Below are 16,634 nucleotides of genomic sequence, written 5' to 3'. Positions count from 1 at the left end.
ATAGTAAATGAATATTTATAAAAGTGAAACATATTGTCAGTTGAAACGTAGAACGTGATAGAGAGATTATGGAAGGAGATGATGTGCATGGCCTTAGAATTAGAACGAGTAACTAAACGGTTTGGTGATTTTACAGCAGTGGATCAGCTGTCATTGAAGGTAGAAGAAGGGACGATGTACGGATTTCTTGGAGCGAACGGTGCCGGTAAGACGACTACGTTCCGGATGATATTGGGATTATTAACTCCAACAGAAGGAAATATATCGTGGAATGGACGCACGATATCGTATGAGACGAGTCCGCTCATCGGCTATTTACCTGAAGAACGAGGTCTTTATCCAAAAATGAAAGTGCTAGATCAGTTAATTTTTCTAGGACAGTTGCGCGGAATGAAAAAGTCAGCAGCGAAAAGTGCTGCACTTCATTGGTTGGATCGTTTTGAAGTGCCACAAAATACGAATAAAAAGGTAGAGGAGTTATCCAAGGGAAATCAGCAAAAAATACAAGTCATTGCTGCATTATTGCATGATCCGCAATTGTTGATCTTGGATGAACCGTTCTCGGGACTTGATCCAGTTAATGTCGAGATGTTGAAAAAAGCGATTGTTGACTTCCGTAATAGCGGAGCGACGATCCTGTTCTCGAGCCACCGCATGGATCATGTGGAAGAATTATGTGAGCAACTTAGTATTATTCATCATGGTAAACAACTGGTCAGTGGCAAGTTGCGTGACGTAAAACGTTCATTCGGCAAACAGAATGTTCGAATTCGTGCTGACTTCCCTTTATTAGAGTTAGAAAGCATCGAAGGGGTAACGACTGCTCATCATTCATTGGAAGGTGCAGTCTTTCAAGTAGAGGATGAACGAGTGGCCCATACGTTGTTGCAGGCTACATTGCAAAAAGGACCGATTCGTCAGTTTGAAATAGAAGAACCATCTTTGCAGGATATATTCATTGCGAAAGTGGGGGAAGGGCATGCGTGAGTTTTGGATTATTTTCAAACAAAGTTTCCTAACAAAAGCTAAAACGAAATCATTTTTCATTACGACGCTTATAATGGTAGCAGGGATTTTCCTCTTCGCAAATTTACCGAGTATTATAGATAAGGTCGGTAAGATGATGGGAAGTGAAGAAGATGATCGTGTACTGGTTGTGGATGAGAGTGGAGTCTTGTTTGACCGCCTACTCGAGCAACTTCAGCAAAATGAACAAGGCATTTCATTGGAGCTGACGGAGAAAACGCAAGATCAGTTATCAGAGAAAGTAAAGTCAGAAGAAATCGAAGCGTTTATGGAATTGAGTTTTGACGCTGAACAAACTATCCACGCGTCTTATACAACGGGTAGTTTAGTTGAACAGTCCTTGCCTTCTGCTCTACAAGATGCATTGCAGAACATTCAAACGGAAGTGAAAGCTGATCAGCTCGCCTTATCCGGTGAACAAGTTTCCGAGCTGTTTGCGCCAATTCAATTTGAAAAGCATAATATCTCAGAAACGGCAAAATCAGAGGAAGAGCTGAACCAAGCTCGTGTCTTGGTGTATGTATTAATGTTCGTCATTTACTTTGCCGTTATCATTTATTCATCGATGATTGCGACGGAAGTAGCGACAGAAAAATCATCACGCGTGATGGAAATTCTTATCTCGAGCGTTTCACCGGTTAAGCATATGTTTGCGAAGGTGCTTGGAATCGGATCACTTGGAATTGTGCAAATTTTAGTCTATGCAGTGTCAGGATTTTTAGCTTATACACTTTCTTCCGCTGGAGAGAAAAATGAGCTATCCGCATTCTTCAGTTTAGAAAACCTAGAAGTAAGTACGCTTGTTTACGCCGTAATATTCTTCTTACTCGGCTATTTCTTATATGCCACACTCGCAGCCTTGCTTGGTTCGTTAGTGAGTCGTACAGAAGACGTACAGCAAATGATTATGCCGATGTCGTTGTTGATTGTTGCGGCTTTCATAATCGCGGCAACTGGGCTTGGGAATCCAGAATTGGGCTACTTGAAAATTGCGTCATTCATACCATTCTTTGCCCCACTCGTCATGTTCCTACGGGTAGGAATGCTTGATTTGCCTTTATGGGAGCCTTTGCTTTCGATTGGCATCATGGTTGTGACCATCTTCATCCTGGGTTGGTTCGGAGCGAAGGTGTACCGTGGTGGTGTCTTGATGTATGGGCCATCGCGTTCATTGAAAGATTTGAAGAAGGCTATTCAGCTTGGAAAAGAATAGGTTTACGTGTCCCGAGAAGTTACAGTGCTTCTTGGGGCGTTTTTTGTGTGGAGTTAAAGTCCAGTCAAAGTCATAACGTAAATATCCGAGTTAGGTAATTACTGAGTGCGATGGGATTGAAGCTCCAGCTGGGGACGCTTTCCGGAGGGCGTGGCTTGAGCCTCCTCGTCCGCTCCGCTTCCTGCGGGGTCTCAAGGCGCACGCTGATCCTCCAGGAGTCGCCCCAGCTTCCGCTTCAATCCTAGTTTTATAGTGGATAGATGTGAATCATTTATTGGCAATAGCGAGTTATTTAAGGTTGTATTTTAACTTACTTAAGTTCAATTGTAACTGGAGTTGTGAGTGTGAAGAGATTGAAGCTCCAGCTGGGGACCCCCGGAGTAAGTATGCCTAGAGCAAAAGTGAAGCATTGGGAGCACATCTCTGTACTTCAAATCCCCAAAACACAACGTATCCACCTTTCCCTCAATTGATTGAATATGGTAAAATAGGAACGAGTATTCGTGGAAGAGGTGCAACCTATGGAACCCATACGTTTTTTACATACAGCCGACTTGCATTTGGATAGCCCCTTTAAAGGCATGGCCTCAGCAGGACCGGACGAGTTAGCCAGACTGCAGCAGTCTACATTTGCCGCGTTCGACCGATTCATAGCCTACGCAGTTAAAGAACGACCGGACTTCATTGTCATTGTTGGTGACCTTTATGACGGTGAAGACCGTAGCTTGCGTGCGCAAATTCGTTTCCAACAAGGTATGCAACAACTTCAAAAAGTGAATATCCCGGTCTATCTGTCATACGGAAATCATGACCATCTGGCAGGCAGATGGACTAGAGTTTCATTGCCTGAAAATGTACATGTTTTTTCTGAACAAGTAGAGCAAAAACAATTGATGATTCGTGACGAAAAAATTTGTTTACACGGCTTCAGCTACCCGCAACGCCATGTTAAAGAATCGATGATTAGGCAATATCCTAAAGCTAGTGAGGGAATACATATCGGTCTATTGCATGGAAGTGTGGCAGGAGACGCTGAGCATGCTGTGTATGCACCGTTTACAATCAGTGAATTACAGGATAAGCACTACAGATACTGGGCGCTTGGACATATTCATAAGCGCCAAGTATTATCACAAGAACCGCCGATTGTTTACCCTGGCAATATTCAAGGCCGGCATCGCAATGAGCAAGGTCTCAAAGGTTTTTATGATGTCTCGTTGACGCCTATTAATGATTCCATGAAATTTGTAGCCACATCCGATGTTGTATTCACTACATTGACTGTTTCGTGTAAAGGAATCGAATACGCAGATGACTGGATTTCTGCTTGTCAGGAAGCGATTGATCAACTGACAGCTGAAACTGGTAGTGTCGTCGTGGAGTTAGTGATGGAGCATACGGAAGGCCTTACAAAAGACTTGGCTAAAGCGGAAGCAGAATGGCTCGATATTTTGCGCGAACAGTATGAAGCTATGGAACCTTTCGTGTGGATTTCAGCAATTGAATGGCCAAAAAATAGTTATTCAGTAGTTCCGAATTCATTACTGGGACCGGTGGAAAAAACCATTTCATCTTGGGAAACCGATGACTGGAATGACTTAGTGAAAGAAGTATACAGCCATAAAGCCGGTCGCTATTTAGAAGCACTGACGCCAGCAGATTTCGAACGATTGAAACAGCAGGCAACCGCATTGCTGGAGAATGAAATGTTGAAGGAGGGCTAAAATGAAAATCCGTAAAATACTTCTTTATGGATTCGGTCAGCATGAGAATTTGGAAATTGATTTGCGACCTGGTATGAATCTTTTGTATGGACCGAATGAAGCGGGGAAGACGACGATTCAGCAAGCCATCCTTCATATTTTATTTGGATTTCCTCAAAAGAATCAACAGGAGTTGCGTTATGAGCCGAAAACAGGTGGTAAATATGGCGGCTGTCTCTATATAGAAGATCAGGCGTACGGTAATTGGATGATTGAACGGGTGCGTGGAAAATCTTCAGGTGACGTTTTAATCCGTTTTGAAGATGGGCGTATGGCAGAGGAAGAGGAACTGAAGAGGTTATTAAGAGGTTATGATCGACAAGCTTTTGAATCGATTTTCTCCTTCTCCTTATTCCAGTTGCAAGATCTTGAGAAAATGGATGAAAATGATTTAAGCCGTACATTACTTGCTTCCGGCACGACTGGTCTCGATACACTTTGGAAAGTGGAAAAGAAGATGGAGAAAGAAATGGGTGGCCTCTTCAAAAAATCTGGAAAAATACCACCGATGAATAAAAAAATGGCTGAGATACGTGAGCTTGAACAAGCAATGCAAAAAGAGCAGCAGAAGCTATCAACGTATGAACCTCTGACTATTCGCAAGCAAGAACTCGACGAGCAAGTGGCAGCATTACGGTTGGAAGAGCATCGCCTTTATAAACAATCTGAAGAACAACGAATCGCCATGCAAATCGTTCCGCTGCAGCAACAGCGCAATCAATTACTTGAACAACTTTCTCATATGTCGGATGAATTCCCGGCAGCAGGAATCCGACGTTATGAAGAATTGGCCAGTAAACAATCAGAATTGCAATTAAAGAAAACACGCCTAGAGAAAGAACAGGCAAAGTGGCAATCGGAATTAATTGATTTGCGACCTGACAACGAGCGGCGGCAGTTAGAGCGCTGGGTGGCACAAGAAGCGGAATGGCATCGTTTGCGTACAGAGCGACTATCTGCTGAACAGGAAATTCGTTTGCTTGAGAAGAAACGACAGCAGTTCAGCAATCGTTTAGGATTAACTGAGGATCAGCAGTTGTCGATAAGGCAGATAGACGTCTCCATACAACGCGAACGCCAACTTGAACCGATCCTTGAAGAACAAAAAGAACTGGATCAGCAACAAAAAGCATTACAACGACTGTTGGCAGAAGCGGAAAATGAGCGCCAAGAAGCGGAGCAACGAAAAGAACGTAATGACCGTTTGCGATTGACTGAATCCGAGCGAGCGAAACTAGCAAAATGGCCCCAACTGCAACGTCAACTTGCGGAGGCAAAATTCATTGTCTCTGCGGGAAATAAGCAAGCACCGAATCAAATGGTTCCGATCGTGATATTGCTCATTGGACTAGCGATCGGGGCATATAGTGTCTTGCAGCAGCAATGGTTGTTCGCAGGTCTCGGACTACTAGTTGCGGGGGTCGGTGCTTGGTTATGGAAACAACGACCTGATTCTGTAGCAGATCAGCAATCGTTCATTCGAAATAATGAAGCATTAGCAGCAGAACTTGAAAAATTGGCTGAGCGTGATGATCGGCAACAGCGCGACCAACGGCAAGTGTCAACGGAGATTGAAAGACTGGATCGTAAACTGCAGAATTATGCGGAAGAAATGGAACAACTTCATTACAAGAAACAACAAGCGGTGAAGAAGTTGCAAGAATTGGTGCAAGATGAACCATTCGATCTGACATGTAATATTCAGGAGAGCTTCCGATTACTGCGTGAGTTCCAGGATGCGGAAATAGATCAGAGAACATGGCAGCAACGTTTGCAAACGACGACGCAACAATTGCAATCGCTGACCCAAGAAGTGGAAAATATGCTTGGACCTGTTGCGGAAGAAAGTTTATTCGAACGGATTCGCCAGGAACTACTTCGTCAGGATAGCTTGCAAGAAAAGCATCTGAGCAAACAACAAACAGTACTTGTAATCCGAGAGCAATTACAAGAAACGCATGAGTTGTTGGAAAAGACAGCAACAGAAATTCAAAATTTGTTCGATATGGTTGGCGTATCGGAAAAAGAGCCATTTTACACAGCGTATCAGCAAGATCAAGATGCACAATTGCTGAAACGACAGCTGAAAGAAGTAGAAGCCCAGCTGTCCTTATATAGTAAGGAACCATTAGTAAAAGAATGGACCATACCGGAACTTGAACGACAGCGCAGCGAAACGACGAACCGCCTACAAATGATTCGTCAAGAAGTGGAGGCACTTGTAGATGAGCAAGTCAAAGTAGGTCATGAAATCTCGCAAATGGGTGCCAGTCAAACGTATAGTGAGCTTCAGCAATTGTTCGAAGTACGAAAAGCAGAGCTGGAAGAAATGACGCAACAATGGGTAATCCGCAAAGCTGTCCGTGAGTCGATTCGGCAGACGATGAGTGAGTGGAAAGAACATCAATTACCGGCAGTTCTCAAACAGGCCAATAATTGGTTCAGCCGTTTAACGAGGAATCGATACGCAACGCTCGGTTTAACAGTGGAAGGTTATTTTGAGGCAATCACTGCTGAAGGACAATCGTTCATGATGAATGAGCTCAGTCAAGCTACAAAAGAGCAAGCCTATCTTTCATTAAGACTAGCGTTAGCGTATGAATTAGTAGAGCGCGCACCGTTTCCCATTATAATGGATGACCCATTTGTTCACTTTGATAATGAACGACTTTCGCGTATGATAGAAATACTTACTGAGTTACAGCCAACTCATCAATTTCTGTATTTTACTTGCCATCAAGAAATGAAATCGAAATGGCTAAGTGAACCGCATACAATTGAGATTGGACCAAAAGTAAAAGGGGAGATCCACTGATGAAAAAACTACTTGACTATCAAGTCGGCGAAACAATCGACATGTATTTATTGATTAAGCAGGCAACAAAAGGCATCACACAGCAGGGGAGTCCGTTCATGACATTGATTCTGCAAGATAAAAGTGGAGATCTTGAAGCGAAACTTTGGGATGCGGGTGAAGAACAAGCCCAGATATATAAGGGGGCGACCATCGTAAAAGTAGGTGGAGAAATTCATGAATACCGTGGGAAAAATCAACTTCGACTTAAAGCCATCCGTCCTGTAAAAGAAGATGAGGGTGTGACAATTGCAGATTTAGTGCCGTCATCTGAAAAAAGCAAGGAAGTCTTGCTAGATGAATTGATGCAGTTTTTCTTTGAAATGAAAAATCCGCAAATCCAGCGTGTCACTCGTCATTTACTGAAGAAGCATCAGCAGGACTTCGTGTTGTATCCGGCAGCTACGAGGAACCACCATGACTACGTATCTGGCTTACTTGATCACGTAGTTTCGATGTTGAAGCTAGGTAAGGCGATTGCGGAGCTATATCCGACGTTGAATAAAGACTTGCTGTATGCAGGTATTATTTTGCATGATATCGGAAAGGTTATCGAATTGTCAGGTCCAGTCGGTACGCAGTATACGATTGAAGGGAACTTATTAGGTCATATTACGATTATGGTCAATGAAATTTCCAAGGCGGCAGAAGAGTTGGAGATTGACGGTGAGGAAGTGATGTTGCTTCAGCATATGGTGTTGTCTCACCATGGTAAAGAGGAGTGGGGCAGTCCGAAGCGTCCAATGTTGAAAGAAGCGGAGATTCTTCATTATATTGATAATATTGATGCGAAGATGAATATGCTGAACCGCGTGATGTCGAAGACTACGCCAGGCGAGTTCTCCGAGCGCGTATTCCCGCTGGATAACCGTTCGTTCTACAAGCCTACGTTTGAGTAAACTAGGGTGGAACGACTATGCGGCTGCGAGTCTTTGTCACTTTTGGTTGGGGTCGTTGCGCGACTGGTTGTTGGGCACTGGAGTCACCGAGTGTCTGCTTTCTAGACCCGCACAGGCACGTGGGGGATTGCCTCCAGCCATGAGCCAGCTGGCGGTGGTGCTGCCAGTTGTCTCCTGGCCACGGCCTACCCCGCAGTTGTGCCTGCGCTACTGAGGGGTAGTTATTTTGGTTGTGGTTTTAAGCGGCAAAGCAAGACATAGCGTACAGTACCCGACTAACAAACGCGTTTGGCGGAAGAGACTATGCGGCTGCAGGTCTTTGTGACTTTTGTTGGGGGCGTTGCTCGATTGATTGTTGGGTATTGGAGTTAGCGAGTGTTCGTTTTCTAGACCCGCACAGGCACGTGGGGGATTGCCTCCAGCCAGGAGCCAGCTGGCGGTGGTGCTGCCAGTTGTCTCCTGGCCACGGCCTACCCCGCAGTTGTGCCTGTGCTACTAAGTGGTATGTATTTTGGTTGTGGTTCTAATAGTAAATATATCAGCTACATCATGATATCTAGTATGTATTGCTTGCGAAAGAAGTCTACGAACTGCCCTACACCTGATGCAACGCGAGAGCCATCCACCAGCGCCGAAGTGGGGACAATGAACTTGCCGCTTAGATTGCTAGCTAAACCACAACCTCCTGGACGAACAGGAAAAAGAAAGGCACGTGCAAGAACCACAACCGCACGCCGCTTATTAGGCATGCTAAATAGAAACGTAATCATGGTCACTTACGCACTTACAACAGAACAGTGACCTAAAGAGCACTAAAAGTCTATTGAAAACACAAAAAAAGGTCTGCTACCGGAAATTGAAACTTCCGGGGCAGACCTTTTTCATATATTACTTACCTTCTTCAACTTCCACTTCAGCATCATCAGCTGGAGCGTCTTCTGCAGGTGCTTCTACGTCAACTGGAGCTTCACCTTCAGTTGGTTGCTCTTCCATCTTGAACAAATCAAGTGAAGCTTTCAAATCTTCGTCTTTAATTTTCACATCTGCTGCTTTTACTAGCTTCGAAACTTTAGCTAATAGCTCATTTTCGTCAGCCTTTTCCATCAATAGTTCGTGACGAATTTCATCTTTCTTTTCATCAGAGATTTTCTCATCTTCAGCTTTGCGTTTTTCTTTTACTTCGATGATGTGGAAGCCATTATCTGATTGAACCGGCTCACTGATTTTGCCTGGCTCTAAGTCGTATGCAGCGTTCCAGAATTCAGGAACCATTACACCGTATGCGAACCAGTCAAGATCTCCGCCTTCATCTTTAGAACCTGGATCAGTAGAGTATTCTTTTGCTACTTTCGCAAAGTCTTCTCCTTTATCCAACTTCTCTTTTACTTCTTTTGCTGTCTTTTCATCTTCAACTAAGATGTGACGAGCGTTGATTTCTGATTGAGATTCTTCAAGGCGTTTGTTTAACTCTTCGTCAGAAACTTCAATACCGTCAGTCAATGCAGCTTCCTGCAATTTATTCAAACGAATCATTTTTTTGAAGCTGTCAGGTGTTTGTCCTTGTTGAGCCAAAAATGCTTCGAAGTTTTCACCGAGTTGTTCTTTGTTTTTATCAAATTCTGCGTCTACTTGCTTATCGTCTACGTCATACTTATCATCCAGAACCTTTTCTAAGATGATCATTTGTAGAGCTTGTTCACCGACAGATGTTTTCATTTCTTGATAAAACTCATCTTTCGTTACATCTCCTGCTTTAGACGTCATAACCTTTTCATCCCCGCCGCCAGAACAAGCGGATAAAGCTGCAACCGAAGCTGCGAGTGTAAATGCTAACATCTTCTTTTTCATGTAATTAACTCCCCTAATCTAAGTATAGATTCTGTATATTCTTTAAGTAAACACTATACCATATAACGTATGAAAAACAAAAAGGTTCCATACATCCAAACTGCCCAACCGCTTTTTTCTACTTTCGCATAGAATACAATGTGAAAGGGGGTGCCTTCATGAGCGGTTACACACATGGCGGATCAGGTTCATCAGGCTTTGCTTTAATTGTTGTGTTGTTCATTTTGTTGATTATCGTCGGTGCGGCATACTTGTATTAAAAAAAGCCCTGCCTCCAGTACTGGGGGTGGGCATACATAGTGTCAGGCGCTAAAGAACACTTCTACATATAAGGATAAAATGAGGATTGTAATCAGAATGTTTACAGTTCGATAAATCTTTGGCTGCTTTTCTTCTGGGATCTCTCTAGATTGGCAAAGAGCAAATGTCATTTTATTAATTTGATATAAGTAGAACAATGAAAATAGAATGGTAATCGCTATAACCATTTTAGACCTCCTCTTTCTGCTTCTGTACTATCATAGCAGAATTTATGATCAAAAGGAAAAAACTAAACTGTGTGAAGAGCAGGTAGTTATGACTCTACTTCAGATTTTGTAAGGTAATCATTCGAATCGACATAGGTCTTCTCAATGTTCTGGAAACCGCGTTCAAATATATCCATGAAATCATCTCCGTAGATGTTACGTAATACAGACATAACTTCAAGGAATTCAGGGAATTTACCGTAAATATCGCGAATAGGAAGAGAACCTTGAAGTACGCTATAATCTTCATTATGGTAATTTTCATTCATCTGGATGAGTAATGCTTTGCCTTCTTCTGAAACCGTCACGTATGTATTGCGTCGGTCATCATCTTTTTTCGAGAAGTACAAAAGCTGACGTTGTTCCAACTTTTTTGAAAAGTTAAAGGCGGTTGAGACGTGCATTACACCAAACTTCGCAATGTCTGAAATTGTGGCGCCTTCTAAATGATAGGCGATCCATAAAATATGATGTTCATTAATGTTGAGTTCATACGGCTTAATCCATTGTTGCCAATCCTTCTCTACAGCTTTCCATAATGCCTTGGACATTTGGGCTACGCGCTGATTGAAGATCATGGCGTCTTTACGTGAAATATGTTGATCGGCCATCGAGACACCTGCTTTCTTTCAGTCTTTTTATTTATTATACCAAAAAAGCAACAAATAGAGAAGACGGAATAATAAAATAAATCAGTTTGAGTGTATACGCCCATAGAATCCAGCTAGTTCATAGCTGTTTTACTATGGGTCACTCAAAGATTAGCAAGTAAAAAACTGATGTCTAAATGGAAATGCGTTAGCGAGTACTAATGGATTTCTCGAGATCATCCAGTGCTGTTTGGATCGCAGAAATTTCTTTCTCCAAACGTTTCTTATTATGTTCGGTTGAGCGCTTCCAGTCTGCCACGGAAACTTTCATTTCTTCAACTGTCTCTGGTACAAGTTCTTTTGCTTCTTTCGATAAATCGGTTACGGAATCTTTTAGATCTGCGACTTGCCCTTTGACATCTTTCAACTTATCCTTCAATTCGAGTGATGCATTTTTGACACTATCACGCAGTTCGCTGCCAGCTTTAGGTGTAGAATATAGAACAGTTACCGCAGAAGTGACAGCACCTGCTGCCAGACCAATAAAGAATGTGGACGCTTTCATATAGAGAACACTCCTTTTGTATAGTTATTATTTTATTAAAGCATGTTATTACGTAGTTGAGCAAGAAAATGAATGAAATATTATTCAAACAAAAGCATTCTGTCCTAATGGTGGGAGGATTGGATAGAAGAGTGGAGTTCATTTCAAGTTATGAAACATAGTCCCGTACTCTTCTGTTTTACATCCTCGACGTGTTATTCTTGCAGTCGTCTTGAAATATTAGTAGCTAATTCAGATACTACGTCCATCGGGAACTGCTCTACTTTTGTGTTAAATTCTACTTTCAGACCATCTGTTTTATCATAGCGTGGAATTAAATGCATATGGAAATGATAGACTGACTGACCTGCGAAAGATCCGTTGTTTTGTAATAGATTCATCCCGGACGGTTGAAATTCTTCTTTTAATGCGTTAGCGATTTTTGGGGCCGCTTTAAATAAATTCGCAGCTTCTTCTTCAGTTAATTCATACACATTTTCACGATGTGTTTTTGGAATTAGGAGTACGTGCCCTTTCGTGACAGGCATAATGTCCATAAACGCGATCACGTGATCATCTTCATATACTTTTTCTCCTGGAATCGTGCCTTCTACAATCTTGCAGAAAATACATGAGGTCATTTCTACACATCCTTTCATGTTTGGATGTATTGTAGCATATTTTCAGATAGTTAACGAAGGCGGATAAAGCAATTTTACAATTTTTTTGCTAAAATAATAAAAGAAGATAGGGGGAAAAATAATGGCAATCCTAGAACTAGAACATGTAACAGGTGGTTATACGCGTAAGCCCGTTTTACATGACCTTTCATTTCAAATAGAAGAGGGGGAATTGGTCGGGTTAATCGGACTAAATGGTGCAGGTAAGAGTACGACAATCAAACATATTATCGGTGTGATGAATCCGCTCGAAGGAATAATTAAGATTGACGGTGCGACGTTTAGTGATAAAGAACATTACCGCCAATCATTTAGTTATATTCCAGAGACTCCAGTGTTATACGAAGAACTTACATTACTAGAACATTTGGAACTGACTGCGATGGCATATGGGTTGGACAAGCAGCAGTTTGAAATCCGTACCGAACAATTGCTGAAAGAGTTCCGGATGGAAAAACGCTTGAAGTGGTTTCCCGCTCACTTTTCTAAAGGTATGCGACAGAAAGTCATGATCATGTGTGCTTTTCTAGTAGAACCGAAATTATATATTATTGATGAGCCGTTCGTCGGTTTAGATCCGTTGGCGATTCGCGCATTACTCGACCAAATTATTGATCGAAAAAATGCCGGTGCTTCTATACTGATGTCGACTCACGTTTTGGCGACAGCTGAGAAATATTGTGATCGTATTATTTTGTTGCACGAAGGACGGGTACGTGCGAACGGTACGATGGACGACTTGCGCAAGGCCTTCGGACGACCGGATGCAACACTTGATGACTTGTATATTGCAATGACTGAGGAACCTGACTATGAACAACATGCATGAGATTTGGGGACAACGGTTCTTCCATTATGTTAATGAATTACAGAAATATATGCGCTATGTATTCACTGGACATTTGGCTATCGTCTTCATGTTCGCCATTGGAGCAGGAGGCTATGCGTATAGTGAATGGCTGAAAGAAGTGCCCGCTACATTCCCATCAGTCTTCATTGTATCCGTCGTCATTGCTCTCTTGTTAATGAAAGCTGCACCGACCACGTTACTAAAGCCGGCAGATATTGTCTTTTTCCTGCCATTGGAAAACCAATTGCCGAGCTATATGAGACGTTCAATTACTTGGTCGACGTTTTCTCAACTTCCTTTGCCGTTGATTGCCATGGTCATTGCATTGCCTTTATTAAAGGCAACGGAAGTGGGCGCAGGCACTGATTATCTCCTCGTGATATTGCTGATCATTGCGTTTAAAGGATTGTTTGTAGGGACTGAATACAGTGTTCGAGTGGCCAATCATGATTTCGTTTGGCCGGACCGTGTGCTTCGACTGGTTTTAACATTTTCAACAATTTACTTCGCTCTTACGTGGAGTTCGGTTGCAATCTTTATCGGAATTTTGATCGCCATGCTCTATGCGAAGTTTTGGGATAAAAAAGCAGAGCAGTTTCCGTTTCCATATGAGCAGTTTATTGAATTGGAACAAAACCGCATGATGCGTTTCTATCGATTTGCGAATTACTTCACGGAAGTACCGCATCTAGTCGGATCAGTAAGTAAGCGTAGCTGGTTAAATATTGCCATGAAACGTTCTACGTTCAAGCGCAAAGATGTACAAAATTACTTGATCGTCCGGACATTTATTCGTACAGATGATACATTTTGGTTGTGGGTTAGATTAACGGTGCTGTCTGCGTTGGGTGCATTCTTAATACCGATACCGATCGTCTCGTTCATCTTTGTAGGGGCATTGGCGTTTGCGACTGCTGTTCAGTTAATATTGGCACTTGAAGGCGGCTTCGAGTTCACTATGGATCAGCTGTTTCCTGAAGAACAGGAAAAATCGCAAATCAAAGCGGTTCGTTTGTTAGTAAGAAAATTGATTTGGCTACAAGCAATCATTCTATTACTGGCGGCATTACCATTGTACGGATTAAGTGTTACACCACTCTTGATTGCAGCTATCGCACTCATTGTCGGGGAAGCAACAATTCGATTGACTAAAGAGCAAATGAAAGATATATGATGCTAGACAGTAGATAAGTTGAAATAGTGATAGGTAATCGGCATTTCTTAAGTAAAAAATTAATCCTGTCACGGATTTTCACGGATATATGTACCTAGTGAATGTTGATCTAATTACACAAAAGTGATTAAAAAGTTCGAATAGTTAAAATAATGGTTGCAATTCGTATTCTATTGCATATATAATTACTAAAAGGTATCAGGGGTGAGAGAGATGAATAATAACAACTCATATGCTGAATTTTTGAAAGCGGTAGGTAACAAAGGCACTTCTCTCCAAGCGGAAAAGCTGCTGAACGAAATCTATTGGGATCTGTTTCTACAACACATTCATTGGGAACAAACACAATCGCGAATCATGCTATTGATTGACGATGCGCTGGATCAAAATGACGAAGAAGCATTCGACCTGTATACACAACAATTACTCGACATTTCACAAGAGAACGGATATGAACTTAAAACAAAATAATGTTTTCATAGGCACTGCTAGGGCAACATTCTAGCAGTGTTTTTTTTATTGTATAGAATGTCTTGCTGCAAGTTTCTTTCACAAAGTACAAGGGTACAATAAAGTACATAGAGAGTTAGCTTAAAACGTACGTTCGTTATTTCTTTAGAAAAAACCCTAGTTGTGGTAAAATAGAAGGACAGGTGTTTAAGAAGAGGAGTGGAACCATTTGAACGAAACATTTCAATTGCAGGCACCATATACGCCTCAAGGAGATCAGCCAAAAGCGATCGATAGCCTTGTTAACGGCATTAAAGAAGGTAAGAAACATCAAACGTTACTTGGTGCAACGGGTACAGGTAAAACATTCACTGTTTCCAATGTACTGACAGAAATCAATAAACCTACACTGGTCATTGCGCATAATAAAACGTTAGCAGGCCAATTATATAGCGAGTTCAAAGAGTTCTTTCCAGATAATGCAGTAGAATACTTCGTCAGTTTCTATGACTTTTATCAACCGGAAGCATATGTTCCACAGACAGATACTTTCATTGAAAAGGATTCATCGATCAATGATGAAATTGATAAACTTCGCCACTCCGCAACGAGTGCTTTATTCGAACGCAATGATGTCTTGATTGTGGCATCCGTTTCGTGTATTTACGGCCTTGGTTCGCCGGAAGAATATAATGACATGGTTTTTTCATTACGCAAGGGGATGGAAATACCGCGTAATGAACTATTGCGCACGCTAGTGGACATTCAGTACGAACGCAATGACATCAATTTCACGCGTGGTACATTCCGTGTTAGAGGCGATGTAGTCGAAGTCTTTCCGGTGGCACGTGACGAGCGTTGTATACGTCTTGAGTTTTTCGGAGATGAAATTGAACGAATCCGTGAAGTAGATGCCTTAACAGGTGAAGTCATCGGTGATCGTGATCATGTAGCTATTTTCCCGGGATCTCACTTCGTTACACGCGAAGAGAAGTTACTTAAAGCGATTGAAAATATTGAAATCGAGTTGGAAGAACAGCTTAAATATTTACGTGATAACGATAAGTTATTAGAAGCGCAGCGCTTAGAACAACGGACGCGCTACGATTTAGAAATGATGCGGGAGATGGGCTTTTGTTCTGGTATTGAGAACTATTCCAGACATTTGACGTTGCGTGAAGCAGGTGCGACACCTTATACGTTGCTGGATTATTTCCCTGATGACTTTTTGATCGTAGTAGATGAGAGTCACGTATCCTTGCCGCAAATTCGCGGTATGTACAATGGAGACCAAGCGCGTAAAAAGGTCTTGGTGGAACATGGTTTCCGCTTGCCGTCTGCATTAGACAACCGTCCATTGATGTTTGAAGAATTTGAAAAGCATATTCGACAGGCAATGTATATTTCTGCAACTCCAGGACCTTATGAAATTGAGCATACAGACGAGATGGTAGAACAGATTATACGTCCTACAGGATTACTTGATCCAATCATTGAAGTGCGTCCGATTGAAGGACAAATTGATGATTTATTGGATGAAATACAACTTCGAATTGAACGAGATGAACGTGTCTTGATTACAACTCTGACGAAAAAGATGTCAGAAGACTTGGCGGATTATTTAAAAGATATTGGGATTAAGGTTCAGTATCTCCATTCTGACGTCAAGACACTGGAACGGACAGAAATTATTCGTGAGTTACGTGTCGGGACATACGATGTGCTGATCGGAATCAACTTACTGCGTGAAGGGATCGACATCCCAGAAGTTTCATTGGTCACGATTTTGGATGCAGATAAAGAAGGGTTCTTGCGTTCGGAGCGTGCGTTGATCCAGACAATTGGTCGGGCTGCACGTAACTCAGAAGGACGCGTCATCATGTACGCGGATAAAATGACGGATTCCATGAAGAAAGCTATTGATGAAACGGAACGTCGTCGTGAAATTCAAATAGCTTACAATGAAAAACATGGTATAACACCAACAACCATCGTCAAACCGATACGTGAATTGATCCGTGCTACTCAAGTGGCTGAAGAAACGGAATCGTATTTGCAAAAGGTGACCAACGGCAAGAAGCTATCGAAAGACGAGAAAGGCTTATTGCTAATTAAATTGGAAAAAGAAATGAAAGACGCAGCAAAAGCGTTGGACTTCGAAAGAGCTGCAGAGTTACGCGATACCGTATTAGAACTGAAAGCAGAAAGGTAGAGTT

Annotated in this window: 15 protein-coding genes; 10 read left to right on the top strand and 5 right to left on the bottom strand. The window is 42.2% G+C overall.

Going from position 1 to position 16,634, the window contains the following annotated elements:
• Positions 1 to 87: 87 nt before the first annotated feature.
• The 5 genes from H605_RS0110165 to yhaM all read left to right on the top strand — a co-directional run bounded on the left by H605_RS0110165 (position 88) and on the right by yhaM (position 7,755).
• Positions 88 to 987 (top strand): ABC transporter ATP-binding protein, encoded by a 900-nt coding sequence (locus H605_RS0110165; RefSeq protein WP_029054125.1) that lies wholly within the window; start codon positions 88 to 90, stop codon positions 985 to 987.
• Complete coding sequence (locus tag H605_RS0110160; RefSeq protein ID WP_029054124.1) at positions 980 to 2,239, top strand: ABC transporter permease; 1,260 nt, start codon at positions 980 to 982, stop codon at positions 2,237 to 2,239. Before H605_RS0110165 ends, H605_RS0110160 begins: the two co-directional genes overlap by 8 nt.
• A 521-nt stretch (positions 2,240 to 2,760) precedes the next feature.
• Positions 2,761 to 3,963, top strand: coding sequence for a metallophosphoesterase family protein (locus tag H605_RS0110155; RefSeq protein ID WP_029054123.1), 1,203 nt, complete (start codon positions 2,761 to 2,763; stop codon positions 3,961 to 3,963).
• A gap of 1 nt (position 3,964) precedes the next feature.
• Complete coding sequence (locus tag H605_RS0110150; protein WP_029054122.1) at positions 3,965 to 6,817, top strand: ATP-binding protein; 2,853 nt, start codon at positions 3,965 to 3,967, stop codon at positions 6,815 to 6,817.
• Positions 6,817 to 7,755 (top strand): 3'-5' exoribonuclease YhaM, encoded by a 939-nt coding sequence (yhaM, locus tag H605_RS0110145; RefSeq protein WP_029054121.1) that lies wholly within the window; start codon positions 6,817 to 6,819, stop codon positions 7,753 to 7,755. The genes H605_RS0110150 and yhaM overlap by 1 nt, the downstream gene beginning before the upstream one ends.
• 888 nt (positions 7,756 to 8,643) lie before the next feature.
• Here the strand turns inward: yhaM and H605_RS0110135 are convergent.
• Positions 8,644 to 9,603 carry a peptidylprolyl isomerase gene (locus H605_RS0110135; RefSeq protein WP_029054119.1) on the bottom strand — a complete coding sequence of 320 codons (960 nt, stop codon included), beginning with the start codon at positions 9,601 to 9,603 and terminating at the stop codon, positions 8,644 to 8,646.
• A gap of 158 nt (positions 9,604 to 9,761) precedes the next feature.
• On the opposite strand from H605_RS0110135, the gene H605_RS18660 reads away from it, so the two are divergent.
• The gene (locus tag H605_RS18660) at positions 9,762 to 9,863 is read left to right on the top strand and encodes a YjcZ family sporulation protein (RefSeq protein WP_081657910.1); all 102 of its coding nucleotides are present in this window, start codon (positions 9,762 to 9,764) and stop codon (positions 9,861 to 9,863) included.
• Between the two features lie 42 nt (positions 9,864 to 9,905).
• On the opposite strand, the gene H605_RS0110125 is transcribed toward H605_RS18660, so the two are convergent.
• The 4 genes from H605_RS0110125 to H605_RS0110110 form a co-directional block, all read right to left on the bottom strand.
• Positions 9,906 to 10,091: a hypothetical protein gene (locus tag H605_RS0110125; protein WP_029054118.1), complete on the bottom strand. Its 186-nt coding sequence runs from the start codon at positions 10,089 to 10,091 to the stop codon at positions 9,906 to 9,908.
• A gap of 86 nt (positions 10,092 to 10,177) precedes the next feature.
• Entirely contained in the window at positions 10,178 to 10,741 is a 564-nt protein-coding gene (locus H605_RS0110120) for an HTH-type transcriptional regulator Hpr (RefSeq protein WP_029054117.1), read from the bottom strand.
• Between the two features lie 187 nt (positions 10,742 to 10,928).
• Positions 10,929 to 11,285, bottom strand: a complete 357-nt coding sequence (locus H605_RS0110115; protein ID WP_029054116.1) for a YtxH domain-containing protein — start codon at positions 11,283 to 11,285, stop codon at positions 10,929 to 10,931.
• A gap of 194 nt (positions 11,286 to 11,479) precedes the next feature.
• Positions 11,480 to 11,905: an HIT family protein gene (locus H605_RS0110110; protein WP_029054115.1), complete on the bottom strand. Its 426-nt coding sequence runs from the start codon at positions 11,903 to 11,905 to the stop codon at positions 11,480 to 11,482.
• A gap of 121 nt (positions 11,906 to 12,026) precedes the next feature.
• On the opposite strand from H605_RS0110110, the gene H605_RS0110105 reads away from it, so the two are divergent.
• The 4 genes from H605_RS0110105 (at position 12,027) to uvrB (ending at position 16,630) form a co-directional block, all read left to right on the top strand.
• Entirely contained in the window at positions 12,027 to 12,773 is a 747-nt protein-coding gene (locus tag H605_RS0110105; RefSeq protein WP_029054114.1) for an ABC transporter ATP-binding protein, read from the top strand.
• Positions 12,766 to 13,968 carry an ABC transporter permease gene (locus H605_RS0110100; protein ID WP_211225430.1) on the top strand — a complete coding sequence of 401 codons (1,203 nt, stop codon included), beginning with the start codon at positions 12,766 to 12,768 and terminating at the stop codon, positions 13,966 to 13,968. The genes H605_RS0110105 and H605_RS0110100 overlap by 8 nt, the downstream gene beginning before the upstream one ends.
• 213 nt (positions 13,969 to 14,181) lie before the next feature.
• Complete coding sequence (locus tag H605_RS0110095) at positions 14,182 to 14,439, top strand: IDEAL domain-containing protein (RefSeq protein ID WP_029054112.1); 258 nt, start codon at positions 14,182 to 14,184, stop codon at positions 14,437 to 14,439.
• A 208-nt stretch (positions 14,440 to 14,647) separates the two neighbouring features.
• Complete coding sequence (gene uvrB, locus H605_RS0110090) at positions 14,648 to 16,630, top strand: excinuclease ABC subunit UvrB (protein ID WP_029054111.1); 1,983 nt, start codon at positions 14,648 to 14,650, stop codon at positions 16,628 to 16,630.
• Positions 16,631 to 16,634 lie beyond the last annotated feature (4 nt).

This window comes from Sporosarcina ureae DSM 2281, from assembly GCF_000425545.1.
GTDB classification, from domain to species: Bacteria; Bacillota; Bacilli; order Bacillales_A; family Planococcaceae; genus Sporosarcina; species Sporosarcina ureae.
This window is presented reverse-complemented; position numbering and strand designations above follow the sequence as displayed.